General features: G+C 62.4%; 20 protein-coding genes and 1 riboswitch. Of the genes, 5 read left to right on the top strand and 15 right to left on the bottom strand.

Annotated elements, in window-relative coordinates; all coding sequences use genetic code 11:
- Positions 1-91: 91 nt before the first annotated feature.
- Complete coding sequence (gene polA / locus V3C40_RS23225; protein WP_331778642.1) at positions 92-2,854, bottom strand: DNA polymerase I; 2,763 nt, start codon at positions 2,852-2,854, stop codon at positions 92-94.
- Between the two features lie 291 nt (positions 2,855-3,145).
- On the opposite strand from polA, the gene V3C40_RS23230 reads away from it, so the two are divergent.
- The 3 genes from V3C40_RS23230 to V3C40_RS23240 all read left to right on the top strand — a co-directional run bounded on the left by V3C40_RS23230 (position 3,146) and on the right by V3C40_RS23240 (position 5,375).
- Positions 3,146-3,541: a hypothetical protein gene (locus V3C40_RS23230; RefSeq protein WP_034749142.1), complete on the top strand. Its 396-nt coding sequence runs from the start codon at positions 3,146-3,148 to the stop codon at positions 3,539-3,541.
- Positions 3,542-3,624: 83 nt separating this feature from the next.
- Entirely contained in the window at positions 3,625-4,581 is a 957-nt protein-coding gene (locus V3C40_RS23235; protein WP_070305787.1) for a homoserine kinase, read from the top strand.
- A 2-nt stretch (positions 4,582-4,583) separates the two neighbouring features.
- On the top strand, positions 4,584-5,375 hold the full coding sequence (locus V3C40_RS23240; RefSeq protein WP_331778643.1) for a BPSS1780 family membrane protein: 792 nt from the start codon (positions 4,584-4,586) through the stop codon (positions 5,373-5,375).
- A gap of 171 nt (positions 5,376-5,546) precedes the next feature.
- Here the strand turns inward: V3C40_RS23240 and V3C40_RS23245 are convergent, their stop codons facing one another.
- On the bottom strand, positions 5,547-7,850 hold the full coding sequence (locus tag V3C40_RS23245) for a UvrD-helicase domain-containing protein (RefSeq protein WP_331778644.1): 2,304 nt from the start codon (positions 7,848-7,850) through the stop codon (positions 5,547-5,549).
- Positions 7,851-7,958: 108 nt separating this feature from the next.
- Here V3C40_RS23245 and V3C40_RS23250 point away from each other — a divergent pair, with 108 nt between their 5' ends.
- Entirely contained in the window at positions 7,959-8,234 is a 276-nt protein-coding gene (locus V3C40_RS23250; RefSeq protein ID WP_070305793.1) for a hypothetical protein, read from the top strand.
- Here the strand turns inward: V3C40_RS23250 and V3C40_RS23255 are convergent.
- The 12 genes from V3C40_RS23255 to V3C40_RS23310 all read right to left on the bottom strand — a co-directional run bounded on the left by V3C40_RS23255 (position 8,231) and on the right by V3C40_RS23310 (position 19,625).
- Positions 8,231-9,085: a hypothetical protein gene (locus tag V3C40_RS23255; protein ID WP_331778645.1), complete on the bottom strand. Its 855-nt coding sequence runs from the start codon at positions 9,083-9,085 to the stop codon at positions 8,231-8,233. The genes V3C40_RS23250 and V3C40_RS23255 overlap by 4 nt on opposite strands.
- Before the next feature lie 185 nt (positions 9,086-9,270).
- The gene (locus V3C40_RS23260; RefSeq protein WP_034749160.1) at positions 9,271-10,377 is read right to left on the bottom strand and encodes an S-(hydroxymethyl)glutathione dehydrogenase/class III alcohol dehydrogenase; all 1,107 of its coding nucleotides are present in this window, start codon (positions 10,375-10,377) and stop codon (positions 9,271-9,273) included.
- A 93-nt stretch (positions 10,378-10,470) separates the two neighbouring features.
- Positions 10,471-11,103: an ANTAR domain-containing response regulator gene (locus tag V3C40_RS23265; protein WP_034749164.1), complete on the bottom strand. Its 633-nt coding sequence runs from the start codon at positions 11,101-11,103 to the stop codon at positions 10,471-10,473.
- 78 nt (positions 11,104-11,181) lie between these two features.
- On the bottom strand, positions 11,182-11,793 hold the full coding sequence (thiE, locus tag V3C40_RS23270) for a thiamine phosphate synthase (protein ID WP_331778646.1): 612 nt from the start codon (positions 11,791-11,793) through the stop codon (positions 11,182-11,184).
- A gap of 10 nt (positions 11,794-11,803) precedes the next feature.
- The gene (gene thiD / locus V3C40_RS23275; RefSeq protein ID WP_331778647.1) at positions 11,804-12,559 is read right to left on the bottom strand and encodes a bifunctional hydroxymethylpyrimidine kinase/phosphomethylpyrimidine kinase; all 756 of its coding nucleotides are present in this window, start codon (positions 12,557-12,559) and stop codon (positions 11,804-11,806) included.
- 8 nt (positions 12,560-12,567) lie between these two features.
- Entirely contained in the window at positions 12,568-13,362 is a 795-nt protein-coding gene (locus V3C40_RS23280) for a thiazole synthase (RefSeq protein ID WP_331778648.1), read from the bottom strand.
- A gap of 25 nt (positions 13,363-13,387) precedes the next feature.
- Positions 13,388-13,591, bottom strand: coding sequence for a sulfur carrier protein ThiS (gene thiS / locus V3C40_RS23285; protein ID WP_331778693.1), 204 nt, complete (start codon positions 13,589-13,591; stop codon positions 13,388-13,390).
- Positions 13,592-13,611: 20 nt separating this feature from the next.
- Positions 13,612-15,525 carry a phosphomethylpyrimidine synthase ThiC gene (gene thiC / locus V3C40_RS23290; protein WP_331778649.1) on the bottom strand — a complete coding sequence of 638 codons (1,914 nt, stop codon included), beginning with the start codon at positions 15,523-15,525 and terminating at the stop codon, positions 13,612-13,614.
- Between the two features lie 79 nt (positions 15,526-15,604).
- A riboswitch (TPP riboswitch) is annotated at positions 15,605-15,720 on the bottom strand.
- Positions 15,721-15,803: 83 nt separating this feature from the next.
- Positions 15,804-16,061 carry a hypothetical protein gene (locus tag V3C40_RS23295; protein ID WP_034749180.1) on the bottom strand — a complete coding sequence of 86 codons (258 nt, stop codon included), beginning with the start codon at positions 16,059-16,061 and terminating at the stop codon, positions 15,804-15,806.
- A 38-nt stretch (positions 16,062-16,099) separates the two neighbouring features.
- On the bottom strand, positions 16,100-16,906 hold the full coding sequence (locus V3C40_RS23300) for a response regulator (protein WP_034749183.1): 807 nt from the start codon (positions 16,904-16,906) through the stop codon (positions 16,100-16,102).
- A gap of 28 nt (positions 16,907-16,934) precedes the next feature.
- On the bottom strand, positions 16,935-18,839 hold the full coding sequence (locus V3C40_RS23305) for a PAS domain-containing hybrid sensor histidine kinase/response regulator (RefSeq protein ID WP_331778650.1): 1,905 nt from the start codon (positions 18,837-18,839) through the stop codon (positions 16,935-16,937).
- A gap of 45 nt (positions 18,840-18,884) precedes the next feature.
- Positions 18,885-19,625, bottom strand: a complete 741-nt coding sequence (locus V3C40_RS23310; protein WP_070305805.1) for a Crp/Fnr family transcriptional regulator — start codon at positions 19,623-19,625, stop codon at positions 18,885-18,887.
- A gap of 235 nt (positions 19,626-19,860) precedes the next feature.
- Here V3C40_RS23310 and V3C40_RS23315 point away from each other — a divergent pair, with 235 nt between their 5' ends.
- Positions 19,861-21,945 (top strand): putative bifunctional diguanylate cyclase/phosphodiesterase, encoded by a 2,085-nt coding sequence (locus V3C40_RS23315; protein WP_331778651.1) that lies wholly within the window; start codon positions 19,861-19,863, stop codon positions 21,943-21,945.
- Between the two features lie 9 nt (positions 21,946-21,954).
- Here the strand turns inward: V3C40_RS23315 and V3C40_RS23320 are convergent, their stop codons facing one another.
- On the bottom strand, positions 21,955-23,022 hold the full coding sequence (locus tag V3C40_RS23320) for a porin (RefSeq protein WP_331778652.1): 1,068 nt from the start codon (positions 23,020-23,022) through the stop codon (positions 21,955-21,957).
- Between the last annotated feature and the right edge of the window lie 346 nt (positions 23,023-23,368).

Here is a 23,368-nt window from a genome sequence, read left to right on the forward strand (position 1 = left end):
GCGTTTCTCCTGAAAGATGTGTTGACAAAAAATGTCGGCTTACGCGCTGCGCGCTAAGCCGACCTACGGTCATTGCTGCTATGCCACATTGTTAATGCGCTTCGTCCCAATTTTTACCGACGCCCACTTCCGCCGTCAGCGGCACCTTCAGCGCGGCCACGCTGGCCATCAGTTCCGGCAGCTTGCGCTTGACCAGCTCGAGCTCGGCGTCAGGCACTTCCAGCACCAGTTCATCGTGCACCTGCATGATCATCTTCGTCTGCAAGTTGTCCGTTTCCAGCCAGCCTTGCACTGCGATCATGGCCAGCTTGATCAGGTCGGCGGCCGTGCCCTGCATCGGCGCGTTGATCGCCGCCCGTTCGGCGCCTTGGCGGCGCGGGCCGTTTGGCGAATTGATTTCCGGCAGCCACAAACGGCGGCCGAACACGGTTTCCACGTAGCCGCGCGCCTTTGCTTGCTGGCGCGTGTCTTCCATGTACTGTTTCACGCCGGAAAAACGGGCGAAGTAACGGTCGATATAGCTTTGCGCGGCTGTACGGTCCACGCCCAGGTTACCGGCCAGGCCGAACGCGCTCATGCCGTAGATCAGGCCGAAATTGATGACCTTGGCATAGCGGCGCTGCTCGCTCTGCACTTCCGCAGCTGGCACGCCAAAGATCTCGGCGGCCGTGGCGCGGTGAATGTCGATGCCGTCGGCAAACGCGCGCAGCATGGCTTCGTCGCCCGAGATATGCGCCATGATGCGCAATTCAATTTGCGAATAGTCGGCCGAGACGATGTGGCTGCCGGGCGGCGCAATAAAGGCTTCGCGGATGCGGCGGCCTTCCGCGCTGCGGATGGGAATATTCTGCAAGTTCGGGTCGTTCGATGCCAATCGCCCCGTCACGGCCACGGCTTGCGCATAGTTCGTATGCACGCGGCCCGTCGTGACGTTGATCATCTTCGGCAATTTGTCCGTGTAGGTCGACTTCAGCTTGGCCATGCCGCGGTATTCAAGCAGCACTTTGGGCAATGGATAATCCTCGGCCAGCTTTTGCAAGACTTCTTCATCCGTCGAAGGCGCGCCCGTCGGGGTTTTCTTGACCACCGGCAGTTTCAGCTTTTCAAAGAAAATCTCGCCGATCTGCTTGGGCGAACCGAGGTTGAACGGCTGCTCGGCCAGTTCATACGCCTTCTTTTCCAGTTCCAGGATTTTCACGGCCAGCTCGGCCGACTGGATGTTGAGCAATTCGTCATCGATCAGCACGCCGTTGCGCTCGATCTTTTGCAAGACCACGGCCGTCGGCATCTCGATCTTTTCATAGATGAAGGTCAGCTTGTCATCGCCCGCCACATTGCCCCACATGGCATTGTGCAGGCGCAAGGTGACGTCGGCATCCTCGGCCGCGTATTTCGCCGCCTGTTCCACTTCCACCTGGTTGAACGTGATCTGCTTGGCGCCTTTGCCGCACACGTCCTCGAACGGGATCGTCGTATAGTTCAGGTGGCGCAGGGCCAGGCTGTCCATGTCGTGTTTCTTGTGCGACTCGAACACATACGATTCGAGCAGGGTATCGTGGGCGATGCCGCGCAGGGTCACGCCGTGGTTGGCGAAGATGTGGCTGTCGTATTTCAGGTTCTGGCCCAGCTTGGGCTTGTTGGCATCTTCCAGCCACGGGCGCAGTTTCGCCAGCACGTGTTCGCGCGTCAACTGTTCCGGCGCGCCCGCGTAATCGTGGGCCAGCGGGATGTAGCAGGCGCTGTGTTCGGCAACGGACAGGGAAATGCCGACCATTTGCGCCGTCATCGGTTCCAGCGACGTGGTTTCCGTGTCGACAGCCGTCAGGGGCGCCGCATCGATCAGCGCGATCCATTTGTCGAGCTGTTCATCCGTCAGCACGGTTTCATACACGGCTTCCACTGCCGGCGAGGCATCGGCGAACATGTCGCCCGTCGTATTCGCGATGGTGGCACCGGCAACTGTCGGTGCGCCAACGGGAGACATCGGCGGCGGCGCCGCGCCCAGTTCGCGCAGCAGGGCCTTGAAGCCGTAGCGGTTGAAGAAGGCCAGCAGCGCTTCCTTGTCTTCGTGTTTCGCCACCAGCGAGTCGGCGATCGTTGTCATGTGCCCGGACAAATCGCAATCGGTCTTGACGGTGATCAAGGCGCGCGCTTGCGGCAGCCATGGCAGGGCCGTGCGCAGGTTTTCCCCGACGGCGCCGCCCACACTGGCCGCGTTTTCCATCACGCCTTCCAGGCTGTCGTACAAGGTCAGCCATTTGACGGCTGTCTTCGGACCGCATTTCGATACGCCCGGCACGTTGTCGACCGTATCGCCGATCAGCGACAGATAATCGATGATGCGGTTCGGCGGCACGCCGAATTTGACCAGCACGGCTGCTTCGTCGAGCTTTTCATTGCTCATGGTATTGATCAGGGTCACCTGGCTGTTGACCAGCTGCGCCAGGTCCTTGTCGCCCGTCGACACCACCACGTTCATGCCGGCGGCGGCCGCCTGCACGGCCAGGGTCCCAATCACGTCGTCCGCTTCCACGCCGTCGACCATCAAAATCGGCCAGCCCATGGCGCGCACGGCTTCGTGGATCGGTTCGATCTGCAAGCGCAGGTCGTCCGGCATCGAGGCGCGCGTCGCCTTGTACTCTGGATACATGTCGTCGCGGAAAGTTTTACCCTTGGCATCGAACACGCAGGCGATGTAGGCGGCCGGGTAATCGGCGCGCAAACGGCGCAGCATGTTGACCATGCCGTGCATGGCGCCTGTGGGATAGCCGTCCGGGCTGCGCAAGTCGGGCAGCGCATGGAAGGCACGATAAAGGTAACTGGAACCGTCGACTAACAGCAGGGTGTTTTGCATAATGCCAATAAAATAAGGTGAGCCGCGCCAGCCGGGAAGAAACAGCGGCGGACGGGCGGAATATCGCACAATTATCGCAGAGTTTAGGGCCGCGCCACCGGCCGCAACTCTTGCCGTTCCTGGCGTTTTTAGCAAGCTGGCGGCCCCGTGCGTGCGGGCGGGCTGCCGTTGCCAGCCATTTCGGCACATTTAAACAGCATTGCCTACCAGTTTGTTACAATGCCTTATAGATAAATTGACGGCATTACACACTGCACGCGCTGCAGTCCCACACATGGAAGCGAACCCATCATGATGCGTACATCGACACTCTGGACATTCCTCGCCCTGCCCCTGCTGGCATGTTCGGCCATTGCCAGCGCCCAGACGCCGGCCAAACCGAGCGACGCGCCGCCACAGCTCGAACGTATCGAGGAAATGGGCGAAGCACCGATCACCGTGGCGCCAGCGGCGGCCAAGCAGCAAATCACCGAAAAACGCGAAGCGGGCGTGACGTCCGAAGTCAAAGTCACGAGCGGCGGCAGCACCTATTACATGAAGCCGGCCGCCGGTGGCGACCAGGCCAACGGCAACGCCTTGCGCGGCCCGCAATGGAAAGTGCTGGAATTTGACCTGGGCAAGAAGAAACAGAAACAACGCGATGAAGAGGCAGCGGACGCGCCAGCACCACCCGCACCAGCGAAGTAAGCAGCCACTCTCTTCTGCCCTGCCCCGGCCATCTGCGGGGCAGCCGGCTTTTTTTGACCTTTTAGACCATTCCCCTCTTTCCCATGGCAGTTTTTACCGCGCTACACCTGGACGATATCGGCCAGTGGATCACGCAGTTTCCACTCGGCAAACCTCTGGCGCTCAAGGGCATCGCGTCCGGCATCGAAAACAGCAATTTTTTCCTGAGCACGGAGCGCGGCGAGTATGTGCTGACGATCTTTGAAAACCTCAGCTTCGAGCAATTGCCGTTCTATCTGCAACTGATGCGCCATTTGGCGGACCGGGGCGTACTGGTGCCGGCGCCGATCGCCAATGCCGATGGCGAACTGGTGACGGCCCTGCAAGGCAAGCCGGCCGCCATCGTCAGCAAACTCGACGGCAGCTCGCAGATGGCGCCGCAAGCCGTGCATTGCGCGGCCGTCGGCGCCATGCTGGCGAAGATGCATCTGGCGGCGCAGGATTTCCCCCTGCAGCAGCCGAATTTGCGGGGACTGGACTGGTGGAACGCCACCACGCCTTTGGTCTTGCATCACCTCGACGATGCCAAAGCGCACTTGCTGCGCGCGGAAATCCATTTCCAGGACGCCTTTGCTGCCTGCGATACCTATAAAGCCATCCCGCGCGGCCCCGTGCATGCCGACTTGTTCCGCAACAACGTCATGTTTGACGGCGAGCAACTGACAGGCTTTTTCGACTTTTACTTTGCCGGCTGCGACACGTGGCTGTTCGACGTGGCCGTCACCGTCAACGACTGGTGCGTGGACTTGGCCACGGGGGTGCTCGATACCGAAAGAGTGCGCGCCCTGCTCGACGCCTACCAGGCCGTGCGCCCGTTTACGCATGAAGAACAAACGGCATGGCAACCGATGCTGCGCGCCGCCGCACTGCGCTTCTGGCTGTCGCGCCTGTACGATTATTACCAGCCGCGCGAAGCGGAAATGCTGACCCCGCACGATCCCACGCATTTCGAACGCATTCTGCGCGAACGTATTGCCACACCTGCTCCGGAACTGTTTTAAAAATGGAAAAATTACCTGCAAGTACAGGTTGGCAATGGGTGAAACAAGGCTTTGCCCTGTTTCGCAAGCAACCTGGCGGCATGTCGATGTTGTTTCTCGGCTATATGTTCTGCATGCTGGCCGTCAGCATCGTGCCTGTGCTCGGCCAATTGCTGCCCGTCATCCTGGTCCCCGTGTTTTCCGTCGCCTTCGTGCAAGGCTGCCTGAATATCGACCAGGGCAAGCGCGTCCTGCCCAGCCTCTTGATCTCGGGCTTCCGCAAGCCCGCTTTTCCTTCCCTGTTCGGCCTGGGCGTGCTGTACATCCTGATGGCCATCGTCGCCATCGGCGCCTCGACCCTGGTGGACGACGGTTTGCTGTGGAAACTGGTCACCGGGCAACTGACGGAAGAAGCGGCACGCGCCGCCATCCCCGAATCGCGCCTGGGCCTCGGCATCCTGCTGGCCATCGCGATGTACGTGCCTGCCGCCATGGCCTTCTGCTTTGCCGCACCGCTGATCTACTGGCAACGCATCAGCCTGGGCAAGGCGCTGTTCTTCAGCTTTTTCGCCGTCTGGCGTTCGCTGTCGGCCTTCATCGTCTTCGCCGCCACCTGGTTCGCCATCAGCATCGTCACCAGCCAGTTGCTGGCCGTCATCTTTGGCCGCACGCAGCTGATGATGCAACTGATGATGCCGCTGTCGATGATCTTGACCATCATCATGCATTGCTCGTTCTACGCCGCCTACCGCCAGATCTTCGGCCTGCCCGTCGATGACAGCAAGACGGTGTCGCTGGACAAGACCGGCGAGTGATCGTCAGACACCGGTCGGCCGCGTAATCCGACGCTGCGAGGCCAGCAATGGTGTCGGATTACGCTTCGCTAATCCGACCTACGCGACCGGCCAGTAGGTCGGATTAGCGGGGCCGAAGGCCACGCGTAATCCGACAACATTGTTAGCGCCCGCGGTGGTGCCGGGTGACCTTCACAGCCGTTCCAGCTTCGCAATCCCCAGGTCCAGCACCTTCATGCCGTGCTGTCCAAAGTTGATTTGCGCGCGCGCATTGCCGCCGCCGCCTTCGATATTGACGATCACGCCTTCGCCGAACTTGGCGTGCGCCACGGATTCGCCGATGCGCCAGCCGCCGCCCGTGGCTTTTTGCGCGATCTTTTGCGCAATCGCATTGTCCGAACCGAGGCTGACCACACGCGGCGCCTCGTCCCAGGCCGACTTGCGGTTGCCGAACCAGTTTGCCTGCACCTTCGGCGACAGCCATTTCAAGGATTCTTCCGGCAATTCGTCGAAGAAGCGCGATTTCATGTTGTAGCGTGTCTGGCCATGCAGCATGCGCGTCTGCGAAAAGCTCATGTACAGCCGCTTGCGCGCGCGTGTGATGGCCACGTACATCAGCCGGCGTTCCTCTTCCACGCCATTGTCTTCCTTCGAACTGCTTTCGTGCGGGAACAGGCCCTCTTCCAGGCCGGTAATGAACACGTTGTCGAATTCCAGGCCCTTGGCCGAGTGCACCGTCATCATCTGCAGCGCATCCTGGCCCGCCTGCGCCTGGTTGTCACCCGCTTCCAGCGACGCGTGCGACAGGAAAGCGGACAGCGGCGACATCACGGCCGGCAGCGGCGCGTCCGCGTCCAGGATTTCGATGCCATCCTGGTTGACGACGGGCGCGCCCGACTGCGCCTGGGCGGCAGGGCCCAAGTGGGCCGGCGCGCCCTGGCCGAAACCTTCCTCGGAAATGAACTGGCTGGCCGCGCTGACCATCTGTTCCAAGTTCTCGATGCGGTCGGCGCCTTCTTTTTCGTTCTGGTAATGCTGGAGCAAGGTACTGGATTCCAGCACCACTCTGACCATTTCCGGCAGAGACAATTGCTGCGTTTCAAAGCGCACGCCTTCGATCAGCTTGACGAAGCCGGCCAGCACGCTGCCCGCCTTGCCCGCCACATACGGCACGGAGGCGTACAGCGAAATACCGTACTGTTCCGAGGCGGCCTGCAATTGCTCGATCGAGCGCATGCCGATGCCGCGCGTAGGGAAATTGACCACGCGCAAGAAGGCCGAATCGTTGTGCGGATTGTCCATCAACTGCAAATAGGCAATCGCGTGCTTGACCTCGGCGCGCTGGAAGTAGCGCTGACCGCCATACACGTGATACGGAATCGCGGCCGAAAACAGCGCGTGTTCGATCACGCGCGACTGCGCATTCGAGCGGTACAAGATCGCGATTTCGCTGCGCGAAGCGCCATCGGCGATCAGGCTTTTCGCCTCTTCGATGATCCACTGCGCTTCCTGCAAGTCGGAACTGGCCTCATACACGCGCACCTGCTCGCCATGGCCCGCGTCCGTGCGCAGATTCTTGCCCAGGCGCTTGCTGTTGTTCGCGATCAGCACGTTGGCGCTGTCGAGGATGTGGCCGTGCGAGCGGTAGTTCTGCTCGAGCTTGATCAAGTTCTTGACCTGGAACTCGTGCTCGAAGGCGCTCATATTGCCCACGTTGGCGCCACGGAACGCGTAGATGCTCTGGTCATCGTCGCCGACGGCGAACAGGGCGCCGCCATCGCGGCTGCCGTGGCCGGCCAGCAATTTGAGCCAGTTGTATTGCAGGTTGTTCGTATCCTGGAACTCGTCCACGAGAATATGGCGGAAACGGGCCTGGTAGTGTTCGCGCAGCGGCTGGTTGCGGCTCAGCAATTCATACGTGCGCAGCAGCAATTCCGCAAAATCGACGACGCCTTCGCGCTGGCACTGGTCGTCGTACAGCTGGTACAGCTCGACCATCTTGCGCTCGTGCGCGTCGTACGCTTCCACATCCGTGGCGCGCAAGCCCTGGTCCTTGGCATTGTTGATGAAATACATCACCGTCTTCGGCGGGAATTTTTCATCATCGATGTTGTTTGCCTTCAACAAGCGCTTGATCACCGACAATTGATCCTGTGAGTCGAGGATCTGGAACGTTTGCGGCAAGGCCGCGTCGCGGTAGTGCGTGCGCAGCAAGCGGTTGCACAGGCCGTGGAAAGTGCCGATCCACATGCCGCGCGTATTGATCGGCAACATGGCCGACAGGCGCGTGAGCATTTCCTTGGCGGCTTTATTGGTAAACGTCACGGCCAGGATGCCGGGTGGCGATACCTGCTGGGTCTGGATCAGCCACGCGATGCGGGTGGTCAGCACGCGGGTCTTGCCTGAACCAGCGCCCGCCAGGATCAGCGCATGCTGCGCCGGCAAGGTGACGGCAGCCAATTGTTCGGGATTGAGGTTGTGAAGAAGATTTTGCATCCCGTGATTATACCGGCATGGCTAAAAATACTGTGCATTTGTCCAGCGGTCGCGGCATTTTACCCACGCGCGCTACAATCGCCATCCCGACACCGCAGCCTGCATACCATGACACCACCGACCCACCTCGACGGCGCCCGCGTACTGGCCTGGGCCTGGTCCGACCTGCCCTTCGGCCACATCACCAACGAGCATGGTGGCGCCCCCACCGCCATCCACGGCCTGGCCGTGTGCCGCTACGCAGACGAAGCGCGCGTCTACCGTTTCAGCTGCGATGCGCAGTGGGAAACGGTGCAGGATGACGTGTATGCCAGCGAGGACGACGCCAGGAAGCAGTTGCCGGCGCAATACCGCGCCGTGGCCGCCACCTGGAATCTTGCTTAGCGCACCAGCTTCGCCTTGCCTTCGCTGAGCGCCTGGGCGATTACCTGGCGCGTGGTCTTGTCGGCGATCTTGACGACTTTTTCCTGCTGGCGGCCCAGGTCGCCCATTTGCTTGCCCAGCGCTTCCATCGGCTTGCTGCGCTGCTCCATCTGGCGCGACATCTGCTCCGCTTTCTCGGCCTCGCGCTCGTGCACGTCGGCGATGCGGTCGTTGATCTCTTCCATCTCTTCCTGCGCATCTTCCATCTGCTGCTGCAGGTGTTCCACGTCGCGCTCGGCCGCGCGGCGCGCCGTGTCGCTCGTCGCCAGCGCCTGGCGGCGCGAGGCGTCACCGAGCTTGCGGCCCAGCTCCTGCTGCTGGCGGCCCAGCGCGCGCAGCTGTTCCGACTCGCGCGCGCTGCCTTTTTCCAGGCTGCGGGCACCCATCTTGCGGCCCATTTCGCCCATGGCCTTGCCATGCGCGCCCATTTGATCGCCGAGCGCGCTCATCTCCTTGCCGAGCTGTTTCGAAGGCTGCCATGCCGTGCGCACCTTGCCCAGCAAGGCCGCATCCTGCAGCACATAGGCCTGCCCCTGGTCGCGGAACCACAGGAACGGCCCCTTGATCGAGCGCTTGAGCTTTTCCACCTGCTGCGAGTGAATATCACTGTCGACGACGATGATGCCCTCGCTATCCGTGGCGCCATCGACGAGCGCATAGCTTTCGCCCTTGTCGATCGAACGGCTGACCTGCACGCTGGGTGCGGCCGGCGGGACAGGCGGCGTGGGCGGCTGCGGCGGCTGCACGGCCAGCGCGCTGCCGCCAAGCAGGATACCGGCCAGGCTGAGGATCAAACGGTAGGAAGTGGACATGGCTGCCTCGTCGCAAAAGTAGTGGAGCATTGACTTTAGCGGCGGATGGAGCACGGCTCCAGCGCGGTGCGACAGGCTGCAAAAAGACCTGCCTGGATGGCAGACACGGACGATGGATGGAACGCCGGGCAAAAAAAAACGGAGGCCGCAGCCCCCGCAAAAACGCCGTGGTACGGCGTAATGTATTAGTACAGCACGACGGAGCGGATCGATTCACCGCTCTTCATCAGGTCGAAGCCCTGGTTGATGTCGTCGAGCTTCAGGCGGTGCGTGATCAAATCGTCGATGTTGAGCTTGCCTTCCATATACCAGTCGACGATCTTCGGCACGTCCGTGCGTCCCCGTGCGCCGCCGAAGGCGGAACCTTTCCACACACGCCCCGTCACCAGCTGGAATGGACGGGTGGAAATTTCCTGGCCGGCCGCCGCCACGCCGATGATGATGGACTGGCCCCAGCCCTTGTGGCAGCACTCGAGCGACTGGCGCATGGTGGTGGTGTTGCCGATGCATTCAAACGAATAGTCGGCGCCGCCGTCCGTCAGCTGCACGATGGTGTCGACCACATTTTCCACCTCGTTGGCGTTGACGAAATGCGTCATGCCGAACTTGCGCGCGATGGCCTGACGGGCCGGGTTGATGTCGACGCCGATGATCTTGTCCGCGCCGACCATCTTGGCCGCCTGGATCACGTTCAAGCCAATGCCGCCCAGACCGAACACGACCACGTTGGCGCCCGCCTCGACCTTGGCCGTAAACAACACGGCGCCCACGCCGGTGGTGACGCCGCAGCCAATGTAGCAGACCTTGTCGAATGGCGCGTCTTCGCGGATCTTCGCCAGAGCGATTTCCGGCACGACGATGTAATTCGAGAACGTGGACGTACCCATGTAGTGGAAGATGGGCTTGCCGTCGATGGAAAAGCGCGAGGTGGCGTCCGGCATCAGGCCGCGGCCCTGGGTCGAGCGGATCGACTGGCACAAGTTGGTTTTTTGCGACAGGCAGAATTTGCACTGGCGGCATTCCGGCGTGTACAGGGGAATGACGTGGTCATCCTTTTTCAGGCTTTTCACGCCCGGGCCCACGTCGACGACGATGCCGGCGCCTTCATGGCCCAGGATGGACGGGAAGATGCCTTCCGGATCGGCGCCCGACAAGGTGTAGTAATCGGTATGGCAAATACCGGTGGCCTTGATCTCGACCAGTACCTCGCCCTCGCGCGGGCCGGCCAGGTCGACTTCTTCGATGGTCAAAGGCGCGCCCGCCTTCCATGCAATCGCTGCTTTGGTTTTCATGTGTGTCCTGTGGTGTGTGCTGAGTATGGTTGAACCGGGCGCGCCAGCGCGCCGTATCGCCACATCATAGCAAAGCAGGCGCCAGTAAAACGCTTACTTGGTTTTCGCGCGGTTCAAAAAGGCGCCGTGCAAGCCGTTCAGGGTTTCCTCGGCCAGCAGCAGCTGGCTGGCAATTTCATTGATCTTGCGGCGGCTGGAACGGGCGTGGTCGCGCAACACTTCGAAGGCCGTGTTGCGGTCCGTCTGGAATTTTCCCATCAGTAAACCGACTGCCAGGCTCGTTTCGCGGCCGGCCGCCAGCGCCGCGTTCAGGTTCAGCTCGGTGCGGCGCAGCTGGCGGATTTCGTCCGCACGGGCCAGGCCCGCTTCGAACGCGGGCATCAAGCGGCCTTCGTCGACGGGTTTCACCACATAGCCGACGGCGCCGTAGGCGGCCGCCTGCTTGCCCGACTCGCTGTCGCCGCTGCCGGACAGGAACATGAACGGCACGGCCGTCTCGCCATGCAGACGCTTGGCCAGTTCCAGGCCGGACATGCCCGGCATGTGGATGTCGAGCAAGGCCAGGTCCGGCTCGCGCTGGGCGATCAGCTGCAGCGCCACTTCGGCCGAATGGGCCAAGGCTGTTTCGTAGCCGGCATGGCGCAGGACTTCGCCGAGGAACTCCAACAGGAGCTGGTCATCGTCAACGATCAGGATAAGGCGTTTCGCGGCGGCTGGCTGGCTCATGGGTGGGGGACCTCGGTAATGAATGATGTTCTTATTATATGCCGATTATTCCCCCAAACCAGCCCCGCACGTCCATGCTCACGCCGCAAACAAGTGATTGAATTGCTGCACCGCAATATCCACATCGTCCGCCTGGTAGACGCTGCTGATGGCCGCCACCATGTCGGCACCGCGCGCGGCCAGCGGCGCGGCGTTCTCCGGCGTCATGCCGCCAATCACCACGCACGGCAAGGCGATCTCGCGCTTGGCCTGCAGCACGATGTCGAGCGGTGTCGTGACCGGATACTTTTTCACCAGCGACGGATAAAAGCCGCCGAAGGCCACATAGCTGGCGCCGCCCGCCTCAGCCGTTCGTGCCAAGGCCATGTCGCCATAGCACGAGGCACCGACGATCTTGTCCTTGCCCAGGCGCGTACGCACCTGCGCGACGGACGCATCCGTGCCGCCCACGTGCACGCCGTCCGCGTCGAGCTCTTCGCACAGCTCGATGAAGTCGTTGATGATGAAAGGCACGCCATACTTGCGGGCCAGCGCCAGCAAGGCGCCCGCCTGCTCGCGCCGCTGATCCGCTTCCGCGCTCTTGTGGCGGTATTGCAGCAAGGCCACGCCCTCCTGCAAGGCTTGCTCGCTCACGTCGAGCAGGCGGTCGGTGTCGTCCCAGTTCGGGGTGACCAGATACAGTCCACGCATGATATTTTCCTTATTGAATGAATCGTTGCAGCATCAGCTGGCCTGGCGCAATCGCATAGGCGCCGGCCAGGGCCGCATGGCAATAACGTTGCGCGCCATCGAGTGCCTCTTGCATCGGCATGCCTTGCGCCAGGCGCGCCGCGATGGCGGACGCCAAAGTGCAGCCGCTGCCGTGAAATTCGCCGGGCAAGCGCGGCCAGCGCCACTCACGCTCGCTGCCAGCGCCATCGAGCCAGCGGTTGACGATCACCTCGCCTTCGCCATGGCCGCCCGTCACCAGCACGTTCCGGCAGCCTTGCGCAAGTAAATTGTCTGCGCCACCGAGGGCCAGCGCTTCCGGCCCGTTCGGTACGATGACGGTCGTCACCGGCAGCAAGGGCGCCAGCGCCAGCACGGCATCGCCCCGGCTGAGCACGTCGCCATGGCCGCTGGCCAGCACGGGGTCTAGCACGACAGGCAAGCTTGGGCGAATCAGCCGCAATTGCGCGATCAGTTGCGCGATGACGGCCGCATTCGCGGCGCTGCCGGGAATGCCGATCTTCACGGCATCGATGCTGATCTTGTCGATCAGCGCCTGTGCCTGACGGCGCAGCAATTCCGGCGCCACCGGCTCGACGCCGAAGACCCTGTCGTTGTCCTGCACCGTCAGCGCCGTGATGACGGGCAAGGCATGCGCGCCCTGCGCCGCAATGGCCACGATATCGGCGGCGATGCCGGCGCCGCCCGACGGATCGGCGCCGGCAAACACGAGCACAGTGCGGCGCATCGGCACCGTCACGCCAGACGGCCCGCCATCGGCGACGATGGCGACGCGGCAAATTTACGGGGCATGCGTCCCGCCAGAAACGCTTCGCGTCCGGCCCGCACGGCCAGCTTCATCGCGTGGGCCATGCGCACGGGGTCGCGCGCGCCGGCAATGGCCGTATTCATCAGCACGCCATCGCAGCCGAGTTCCATGGCGATGGCCGCATCCGACGCCGTGCCCACGCCGGCATCGACGAGCACGGGCACTTTCGCCTGGTCGATGATCAGCGACAAATTCCACGGATTCAAAATGCCCATGCCCGAGCCGATCAGGGACGCGAGCGGCATGACGGCCACGCAGCCGATATCTTCCAGAATCTTCGCCTGGATCGGGTCGTCACTGCAGTAGACCATCACGTCAAAGCCATCCTTGACCAGCGCTTCGGCCGCGATCAAGGTTTCCGGCATGTGCGGGAACAGGGTCTTTTCATCGCCCAGCACTTCCAGTTTCACCAGATTGCGTCCGCCCAGAAGCTCGCGCGCCAGTTGCAGGGTGTAGACGGCGTCCTTGGCGTTGTAGCAGCCGGCCGTGTTCGGCAAAATCGTGTACTGGTCGGGCGGCACGACATCGAGCAGACTGGGCGCGTTCGGGTCTTGCCCGATATTCACGCGCCGGATCGCCACCGTGATGATCTGCGCCTCGGCCGCATCCGTCGCTTCGCGCGTCTGCGGCAAATCCTTGTACTTGCCGCTACCGACCAGCAAGCGCGATTGATACTGTTTGCCTGCGATGGTCAGCAGATCCTTATGTGTTGCGGTATTCATGTGCATTTCCTTGTCTATTCTGAACTTAGCCGCCGCCAATCGCGCGTACTATTTCAACCTGGTCTTGTACTTGCAAGACCTGCCCCTGCCACGCCTTGCGCGGCACGACATTGCGGTTGACGGCCAGCGCCAGCGCCTGGTTTTCCAGCGACAGCGCGGCGATCAGTTGATCGAGGGTTTGCCCCGGCGGCACCTGGTGCGGTGCGCCGTTGAGCGTGATGTTGATCATTGCAGTCATCACGCCCTCCCTCAGACCTTGCGGTACAGCTCGGCGCCGTTCTTGATGAATTCGATGGCCTTGATTTCCATGCCCTGCTTGAGCGCCTTGTCTTCCGCGATGCCCATGCCGGCCGCGTATTCGCGCACTTCCTGCGTGATCTTCATCGAGCAGAAATGGGGGCCGCACATGGAGCAGAAATGCGCCACCTTGGCCGAATCCTTGGGCAGGGTTTCATCGTGGAATTCACGCGCCTTGTCCGGATCCAGGCCGATGTTGAACTGGTCGTCCCAGCGGAATTCGAAGCGGGCTTTCGACAGGGCGTTGTCGCGGATTTGCGCGCCCGGATGGCCCTTGGCCAGGTCGGCCGCGTGCGCCGCAATCTTGTAGGTAATGATGCCGTCCTTGACGTCCGCCTTGTTGGGCAGGCCCAGGTGTTCCTTCGGCGTCACGTAGCACAGCATGGCCGTGCCATACCAGCCGATCATGGCCGCGCCGATGCCCGAAGTGATGTGGTCGTAGCCGGGCGCGATATCGGTCGTCAATGGCCCCAGCGTATAGAACGGCGCTTCGCCGCACTGTTCCAGCTGCAAGTCCATGTTTTCCTTGATCAGCTGCATCGGTACGTGGCCAGGCCCCTCGATCATCACTTGCACGTCGTGCTTCCAGGCGACTTGCGTCAGCTCACCCAGGGTTTTCAGTTCGCCCAGCTGCGCCTCGTCGTTGGCGTCGTAGATGGAACCCGGGCGCAAGCCGTCGCCCAGCGAGAACGACACGTCGTACGCTTTCATGATTTCGCAAATCTCTTCGAAATGCGTGTACAGGAATGATTCCTGGTGGTGTGCCAGACACCATTTCGCCATGATGGAGCCGCCGCGCGACACGATGCCCGTCAGGCGCTTGGCTGTCATCGGCACATAGCGCAGCAGCACGCCCGCGTGGATGGTGAAGTAATCGACGCCCTGCTCGGCCTGCTCGATCAGGGTGTCGCGGAAGATTTCCCAAGTTAAATCTTCGGCCTTGCCATTGACCTTTTCCAGTGCCTGGTAAATGGGCACGGTGCCGATCGGCACGGGGCTGTTGCGCACGATCCATTCGCGCGTCTCGTGGATATGTTTACCGGTGGACAGATCCATCACGTTGTCGCCGCCCCAGCGGATGGCCCAGGTCATCTTTTCCACTTCCTCGCCGATCGACGAGGTGACGGCCGAGTTGCCGATATTCGCGTTGATTTTCACGAGGAAATTGCGGCCGATAATCATCGGCTCGACTTCCGTATGGTTGATGTTGGCGGGGATGATGGCGCGGCCGCGGGCGATTTCCTCGCGCACGAATTCCGGCGTGATCTCGGCCGGGATGCTGGCGCCAAACGACTGGCCCGGATGCTGGCGGCCCATCAGGTCGGCCAGGCGCTCGCCCATGGGGCCGGACGCTTTTAGCTCGCGCAAATACTCCTGGCGGCGCATGTTTTCGCGGATGGCCACGAATTCCATTTCCGGCGTGATGATGCCCTGGCGCGCGTAGTGCATTTGCGTCACGTTCTTGCCGGCGATGGCGCGGCGCGGCTTGCGGTGCAGGTTGAAACGCAGTTCGGCCAGCTTCGGGTCCGCCAGGCGGGCGATGCCGTAGTCGGAGGTCGGGCCCGGCAATTCTTCCGTATCGGCACGTTCGACGATCCACGGCAGGCGCGGCGTATCGAGGCCCGAGCGGATGTCGATCTGCACGTCCGGGTCCGTGTACGGGCCGGAAGTGTCATAGACGTAGATCGGCGGATTCTTTTCGCCGCCGAACGATGCTTCCGTATCGGACTGGCTGATCTCGCGCATGGGCACGCGGATGTCGGGGCGGCTGCCTTCAACATAGATCTTGCGCGAATTGGGCAGCGGCGCGATGGCGGCTTCGTCGACCGTGGCGGTGGCGGAGAGGAATTTCGGGTTGGCGTTCATTTTGGCTCCTTGGCTAGACTATTTTTAAGCCTGGAGCCAGCTAAGGAGGTTCGGAATCACGCACGCGGAAAGGCGGGGTGCGTTCATCCTAAAGCTTCCCTTCGCTGGCATTATCCAGATCAGGTTCGGAGGGTATTTCTCACCCGCGCTTGCACTGTGTTTCCACAGCGAAAGGCAGGACCCCTAGCGTTTGCCGCCTTGCGGCAGCGAGCCAATTATACGCGGTTCACGCCGCGCGGCCAGATGATTTCTTGCAGGTGTCGTCTTTGTACATCGCTCTACTTCTTCTTGCCCCAGCGCCAGCTGGTCGGTTCGCCCTTCAGCTGACAGATGAAAATGAGCACGGCAACGATGGCCACTTCATACACGATGTAACCGACCAGCATGGTTTGCGGCGGGAACAGGAAAGCGCCGCAGGCGAACAGCGCCAGCGCGGCCAGGAACACCAGCCAGCCCTGCCAGGTGATGGGCAAGCCCCAGCCCCAGCCATAGGTCTTGGCGGGGAACCAGTATTGCGGCGTTGATTTGTCAGTCATGATTTTTCCTGGTCAGTATCGATAGCACCCAGTATAAATCAGGCAATGCGATGGCGCTCCGTGACATCGAGGCCGATGCCGCGGTAGCCGATGAAGCGGCTGCCATTGTCGAACATCGGTTCGCCGCTCACTTGCAGGTACTGCGTGCTGCCGTCGAGATTGGCGCGGCTGTAGATGAAATCGAGAAACGGTTCGCGCGCGGCAATTTTTGCGTCGAGCAAGGCGCGCTCGGTGGCATTCCAGCGCTGCGGCTCCTGCTCGCTGCCGATGCCCAGCATTTCAGCCACGGGGCCGGAAAAGCGCGTCAGATTGCCCTGCGCATCCTGTTCCCAGTACCAGTCGGACGACAGTTCCGTGAAGCGCTGGAAGCGCGCTTCGCTTTCGCGCAGTTCCGCCGTGCGCTCTTCCACCATCTGTTCCAGCGACTTGTTGTATTCGGCCAGCTTCTGGTACAGCAGGCGCACTTCGAGCATGTTGTGGATGCGCGTCTTGACTTCCACCAGGTCGAACGGCTTGCTGACGAAGTCCTTGGCGCCCGCTTGCAGCGCGCGCAGCTTGTGGCCGGGCTGGGCCGTGATCACCAGCACGGGCAGATAGCTGCCCGCCTCGATGTCGCGCAAGCCTTCCATCACCTCGAAGCCATCCATTTCCGGCATCTGCAAGTCGAGCAGGATCAGGTCGTAGCGGTGCTGCTGGTGCAGCGCGCGCACGGCTTGCGGGTCCATGGTGGACGTGATGCGCGTATAACCGGCATTGCGCAGCACCTGTTCCAGCAGCATGACGTTCGCCTCCTGGTCATCAACGATGAGGATGCTGGCGTTCAGGATCTCGGTGGCTTGAAGCATGGCGGTATTCCTAAAAATAAATGCTGAATTAGCGTACTGCGTGAATGTCGTCGGCCAGGCCGTGCGCGGCCGCATGGTGCAGGGCCACGTCGAGCGCATCCATGAATTCGACGACCTTGATCGGCTTGGTCAGGTAGCGGAAGAAGCCCGCTTCCAGGCCCTTCTCGATGTCGCGCGGCACGGCGTTGGCCGACAGGGCCATCACGGGAATATGGCTCGTGAGCGGGTCGTCATGCAGGATATGCAGGGCGCCAAAGCCGCTGATGCCGGGCAAGTTGATGTCCATCAGGATGACGTCCGGCTGATACGTGCGCGCCAGGTCGATGCCCAGGTGCGCATCGATGGCCGTGAGCAGTTTCAAATCGCTGCGGCGGGCGATCAATTGCTCCACCAGCGCCAGGTTGGCGGGATTGTCTTCCACGTACAGCAAGGTGCGCTGGCTTTCCTGCGGCTCCTGCACCTGCGGCAGCGCGTCGCCATCGCCCAGCACCAGGGCCGGCGCACTGCTGGCGGCCAGCTCGAACCAGAACGTGGTGCCCACGCCGACCGTGCTGTCGACGCCGATAGTGCCGCCCATCAATTCGACCAGCTGCTTGGTGACGACGAGGCCGATACCCGTGCCCTCTTCCGTGCTGTTTTCCTGGCCCAGGCGGTTGAAGGGCTGGAACAGCTGGGCCACCTGGCCCGCATCGAGACCGGCGCCACTGTCGCGCACGCTCACGCGCACACGCTCGCCATGGCGGCTGCATTCGACGGTGACGGCGCCGCCGCCCTGGTTGTACTTGATGGCGTTCGACAGCAGGTTGACCATAACCTGTTTCACGCGCGTGCGGTCCGCATGCACATAGAAGGCCTGGCCGCAGCGGGGGAAATGCATGCGGATGCCGCGCTTTTCCGCCTGCGGCGCGATCATTGCCTGGCAATCCTGCAACACGTCGAGCAGCGACATCGCTTCCTGCGACAAGGTGACCTTGCCCGATTCGATCATGGCCAGGTCGAGGATTTCATTAATCAGGCGTAACAGATACCAGCCGCCCTTGAGGATTTGCTCGATCGAGCGCTGCTGCGGCGGGCTCGGTGGCGGCACGTCGGACGCCATCAGCTGCGCAAAGCCCAGCACGGCATTCAGCGGCGTGCGCAATTCGTGGCTCATGCTCGACAGAAATTCGGACTTGGCGCGGTTGGCCTTTTCCGCCACCTGGCGCGCCTTCTTCAACTCAGCATTGTTGGTCTCGACCAGCGAGCGCGTGTACGCCTGCTGCTCCTGCAGGCGCTGGTCCAGCAAGGCCTGTTCCGCCTCGACCTGCTTGCGAGCCGTGTTGTCCGTGCCGATCAGCAAGTAACCGATGACCTTGCTTTGCGCATCGCGCAAGGCCGTCACGGAGACGATGGCGGGGAAACGGCTGCCATCCTTGCGGATGTAGGTCAGTTCATAGATGTCTTCGATGCCGCGCGTGGCCTTGAACACGAGCGCTTCCACGCCAGGCGTGATGACGGTGTCGAGTTCGGCACTGAGGGCGGCGGCGCGCGCAACGATTTCCTGCGCATCAGAAATACCGGCCGGCGTCAGCTTGTCGACCACGTCGCTCGCCGCATAGCCCAGCATGCGTTCTGCGCCCACGTTGAAAATCTGGATCACGCCCTGCGCATCGGTGGCGATGCATGAGAAATTGGCGCTGTTGAAAATCGCATCCTGCAAGGCGCCCGCCTTGAGCAGCTGGCGCGGCAGGCTGGCCGCCAGGGTGCGCCGGTACAGCGCCACGAGCAGCATCAGCAGCAAGAAGATCAGCGCATCGATGGCGCATGCCGTCTCGAACGGCGCGCGCCAGGCCAGCAGGCCGATGGCCAGCAGCACGATGGCGCTGAACGAAAACGCCAGCGCCATGGGCCAGCGCGACGGTGCGCGCGGGGGAATGTTTTCAACAGATTGCATGAGGTAGCCCGGACTGTGACAACGATAAAAGAGAGGATGCGGTGTTCAGCGCGTCTGGCGCTGGCGCACGTCCGACAGCAGGCGCGTGAATTCCTTCTTCACCACGCCATAGCATTCGCACACATGGCCTTCGAGGCCGGCGCGGTCCAGCACGGAAATATGGCCGCGCCGGTAGCTGATGAAGCCGCGCGTCTGCAAACGCCCGGCCGCTTCCGTCACGCCTTCGCGGCGCACGCCCAGCATGTTGGCAATCAACTCCTGTGTCATGGTCAGCTCGCGGTTCGGCAGGCGGTCCATGGTCAGCAGCAGCCAGCGGCACAGCTGCTGTTCCACCGTATGGTGGCGGTTGCACACGGCCGTCTGCGACATTTGCGTGATCAAGGCTTGCGTATAGCGCAGCAGCAAACGCATGACGGGACCGGCGCGGTCGAATTCTTCCATCAGCAAATGCGCCTTCAGCCGGTAGCCGACGCCGCCCGTCTGCACGACGGCGCGGCTCGGCGTCGAATTGCCGCCCATGAACAGCGACACGCCCACGACGCCCTCATTGCCGACGCCGGCAATTTCCGACGAACCGCCGTTTTCCAGCAGGTAGTGAATGGAAACGATGGCCGTGGTGGGGAAATACACATGCTGCAGCTTGTCGCCCGAATCGTAGATCACGTCACCGAGCAGCATCGGCACTTGCTCCAGGTGGGGGGCCAGGCGCGCGAAATCGGCGTCGAGCATGGCGGCGAGCAAATGGTTTTGATTCGGGTTGTGCAGCTGGGCATGCGGACTCGACATGGGCAGGTTTCCTGTTTTCCAGTCGTCAGCTAGGGGATCGATGAAAAGCGTCCGAACGAGGGGCGCCATGTGGTGCAGCGTAACACAGCGCTGGCACAGTGACCCGACTATATTTCTTGTCGGCATTGCCGTCCGTTCGGTAGCGAACGGACGGCATTTCGCCGTGCACCCTACAGTCAGTCACTGCCCGGCCTGCCTGATCATGGATCGGCACCGGCGCTGCCACGGGACCACCATGCAATCATTCTTCAAACGCATCTCCATTTCCGTTTCCACCTCGGCCCTGCTCACGCTCGCGTTCGGACTGTGCCTGACGGCCCTGTGCTACGCCTCGGCGCGCCAGATCGAGGCGGAAAGCGCCCGGCTGCTGCTGCAGTACCACGCCAGCGGACACACCTTGGGCGCCGCCCTGCTGCCGGCCAAAGGCATGGGCCTGGACGCCAGCCATCGCGGCTCGCTGTATGTGCTGCTGGGTGGATTACTGTCGAGCCTGCTGGCAGCCGCATACGTGTATCAGCTGGTGTCGCGCAATTCCGTGATTGCCCGCATCACGGGCGAACGCACGGCGGCGCTGCAGTTTGCCAATTTGCGCCTGTCAGAAGACATCGCCGCGCGCATGCACAATGAAAAGTCGCTGCGTTTGCGTGAACGCATCATCGAAGTGTCGGCCAACGCCATCATCCTGTGCAGCGCCGACGCGCCAGGCTACCTGATCGAGTACGTCAACCCCGCCTTCGAACGCATCACCGGCTATGCGGCCGGCGAAGTCATCGGCCAGCGCCTGGAAGACTTGCAGGGTCCCGAGCAAGGACGGCAAGACATGCACGCCATTACGGCGGCCCTGCGTGAACAGCGCGAAGGCAAGGCCATCGTGCGCAATTTCCGCAAAGATGGCAGCTGCTACTGGAGCGAGCTGTTCGTCGCGCCCGTGCGCGACGATGGCGATGGCCCCGTCAGCCACTTTGTCGTGGCGCAATACGACATCAGTAGCGTCATGCGCTTCGAACAGGAACTGGAATTTCAGGCGAGGCACGATATCCTGACGGGCCTGGCCAACCGTGCCCTGCTGCGCGAACGGCTGGAGCAGGCGATGGCCGTGACGCGGCGCAGCGGTCAGCCCCTGTGGGTGGTCTTCATCGACCTCGACCGCTTTAAATTCGTCAACGATACCCTGGGCCATGATGCGGGCGACCTGGTACTGAAAAACGTGGCCGAGCGCCTGCGCGACGCCACGCGCGAAGTCGACACGGTGGCGCGCCTGGGCGGCGACGAATTCGTGCTGCTGCTGCCCCAGCATGGCAATGGCGAACCGGGCGTGGCCATCCTGCAGCGCATCCAGGACGCCGTGACGCAGCCGCTGCAACTGGGCGAATATGAATTTTTTCTCAGCTGCTGCATGGGCGTGGCCGTATATCCCGACGACGGCCAGAATGCCGACACCCTGATCAAGCACGCCGACATCGCCATGTACCGCGCCAAGGAACAGGGACGGGGCCACTGGCAATTCTATGCCTCGGGCATGAATGCGGGCACCCTGGAGCGGCTGGGACTGGAGAGCGAATTGCGCCACGCGCTGGAGCGGGGGCAGTTCCACCTCGAATACCAGCCCCAGCTGGATCTGGCCAGCGGCACGGTGGTGGGCATGGAAGCGCTGCTGCGCTGGCAACATCCGCAACTGGGGCGTATTCCACCTGCCAGCTTCATCGGCCTGGCCGAGGAAATGGGTTTGATCACGCCCATCGGCGACTGGGTGCTGCGCACGGCATGCGCCCAGACGCGCGCCTGGCAAATGGCAGGCCATGGCCCGCTGCGCCTGGCCGTCAACCTGTCGGCGCGGCAATTCAAGCAAAAGAATTTGCTGCGCGCGGTGGCGCAGGTGCTGGCGGACACGGGACTCGATGCGGCCCATCTGGAACTGGAATTGACGGAAAGCATGGTCATGCATGACGTGGAGCAAGCCACGGCCATCATGGCCAAGCTGAAGGCGCTGGGCGTGCAATTGTCGATCGACGACTTCGGTACCGGCTATTCCAGCCTGGCCTACCTGCGCCACTTCCCCATCGACGTGCTGAAAATCGACAAAACCTTCGTCAGCGACATCACGCACAGCGACGACGACGCGGCCATCGTGCGCGCCATCATTTCGCTGGCGCACAGCCTGCGCCTGAAAGTCATCGCCGAAGGCGTGGAAACGGCGCAGCAGCTGGCCTTCCTGCGCCAGCACGGCTGCGACCAGATGCAGGGCTACCTGTTCAGCCGCCCGCTGGCCGCCGCCGCCTTCGAAACATTGCTGCTCGAAGGCAACATGCTGCCCGCTTAGCGCAAAGCCTTAAAACGCGTGGCGCAGGCCCACGTTGAAGGCGCGGTTGCCCGTGCCCACTTCCGTGGCATTGCCCACCATGTAGGCGGCGTCGTTGCGGTTGCGGATATGCGCGTAAGCAACATACACCTTGCTGCGCTTGGACAAGGCATACGTGGCGCCGATGGCCAGTTGCCGCGCATCGCGGTTGGCAGCGTCGCGGTCATCCTTGTGGACGTACGAGGCCAGCAAGGTGGTCGCGCCAAACGGCACGGACACACCGACGATGGCGTCGCGGCTGTCCGTGGACTGGGCCGGCGCCTGCGCCGCGCCATACGGGTTTTCCCCAAAGAACATAGTGCTGCCGTCGCCCGTGTTGCGGCCATAACCGGCAAACGCGGTGGCCACGCCGAAGTTGTAGTTACCCGCCAAAATCGTGTTGTTCACGTCGGCCTTGCCCGGCTCGCCGGCACGGCTCTGGCGCGCCAGGCGCAAGGTCAAGGGACCGTTGACATAGCCGAGGGCCAGGCCCAGCGAGCGCTGGTCGGCCGCCACACCCGTATGTTCGCCAAAGCCGTATATGACCGTGGCCGTCACGCCGCGCATTTCAGGCGAGGTGTAGCGCACGGTATTGTCGATGCGCGTGGCAGAATAACCGGCCAGGTTGGTTGCCGCGCCGGCAAAGCCGCCTTCGAACGGGTCGGCCACGTCGGTCAAGGCCTGGCTTTGCAGGTTGTACTGGCGCCCCACGGTCAGCATGCCCAGCGGGCTGTCGATGCCGACGAAAGCCTGGCGGCCGAACAGTTGCCCCGCCTGGTCGGAGCGGCCCGTGTCGCTCAGGACACCCGCTTCCAGCGTGAACACGGCTTGCAGACCATTGCCCAGGGACTCGGTGCCGCGCAAGCCCAGGCGCGAGCCGGCCGATATGCCGCTGGTGAGCTTGCTGATGCCGCCTTCCTGTACCAGGCCCGCGTCCATCAAGCCGTACAAGGTGACTGACGACGGGGTGACTGACGACGGGTCAACGGACGACTGTGCGTGGGCGGCAGGCAAGGCGCCCAGGGTGGCGAGTGCCATCGTGATCGAGATTTTTTTCATGCGGGTTTCCTTGTATAAGCGAAACCGGGAAAGCGCGCGGCCATGGCGCGGCCACAGGCGCCAAAAGGCGCGCTGGGGAGTGCCGTATCGAAAGACGACGGGCCAGGCAGTAAGATTCCTGGCTAAGCTGTGGCGGCAGCGACGTGCAATGAGCCGCGTTGATTCCGCCGTGAATGGTGCACCGCTGGCGGTGCGCGTGGCTCAGGCGCCCGGCCCGAAGGGGACGCTCTGAAAGTGGCTGGCATCGCAGATGCGCTGGCCTTGAGACGCGGACGAGTGTTGGATATGAAACGTTGATACAACCGCGTCTGCTGGCGCCGTCCGCAAGGATGGGGCAGGAGGCGCC

Source organism: Janthinobacterium sp. LS2A (assembly GCF_036543145.1).
Classification (GTDB): domain Bacteria; phylum Pseudomonadota; class Gammaproteobacteria; order Burkholderiales; family Burkholderiaceae_D; genus Janthinobacterium; species Janthinobacterium aestuarii.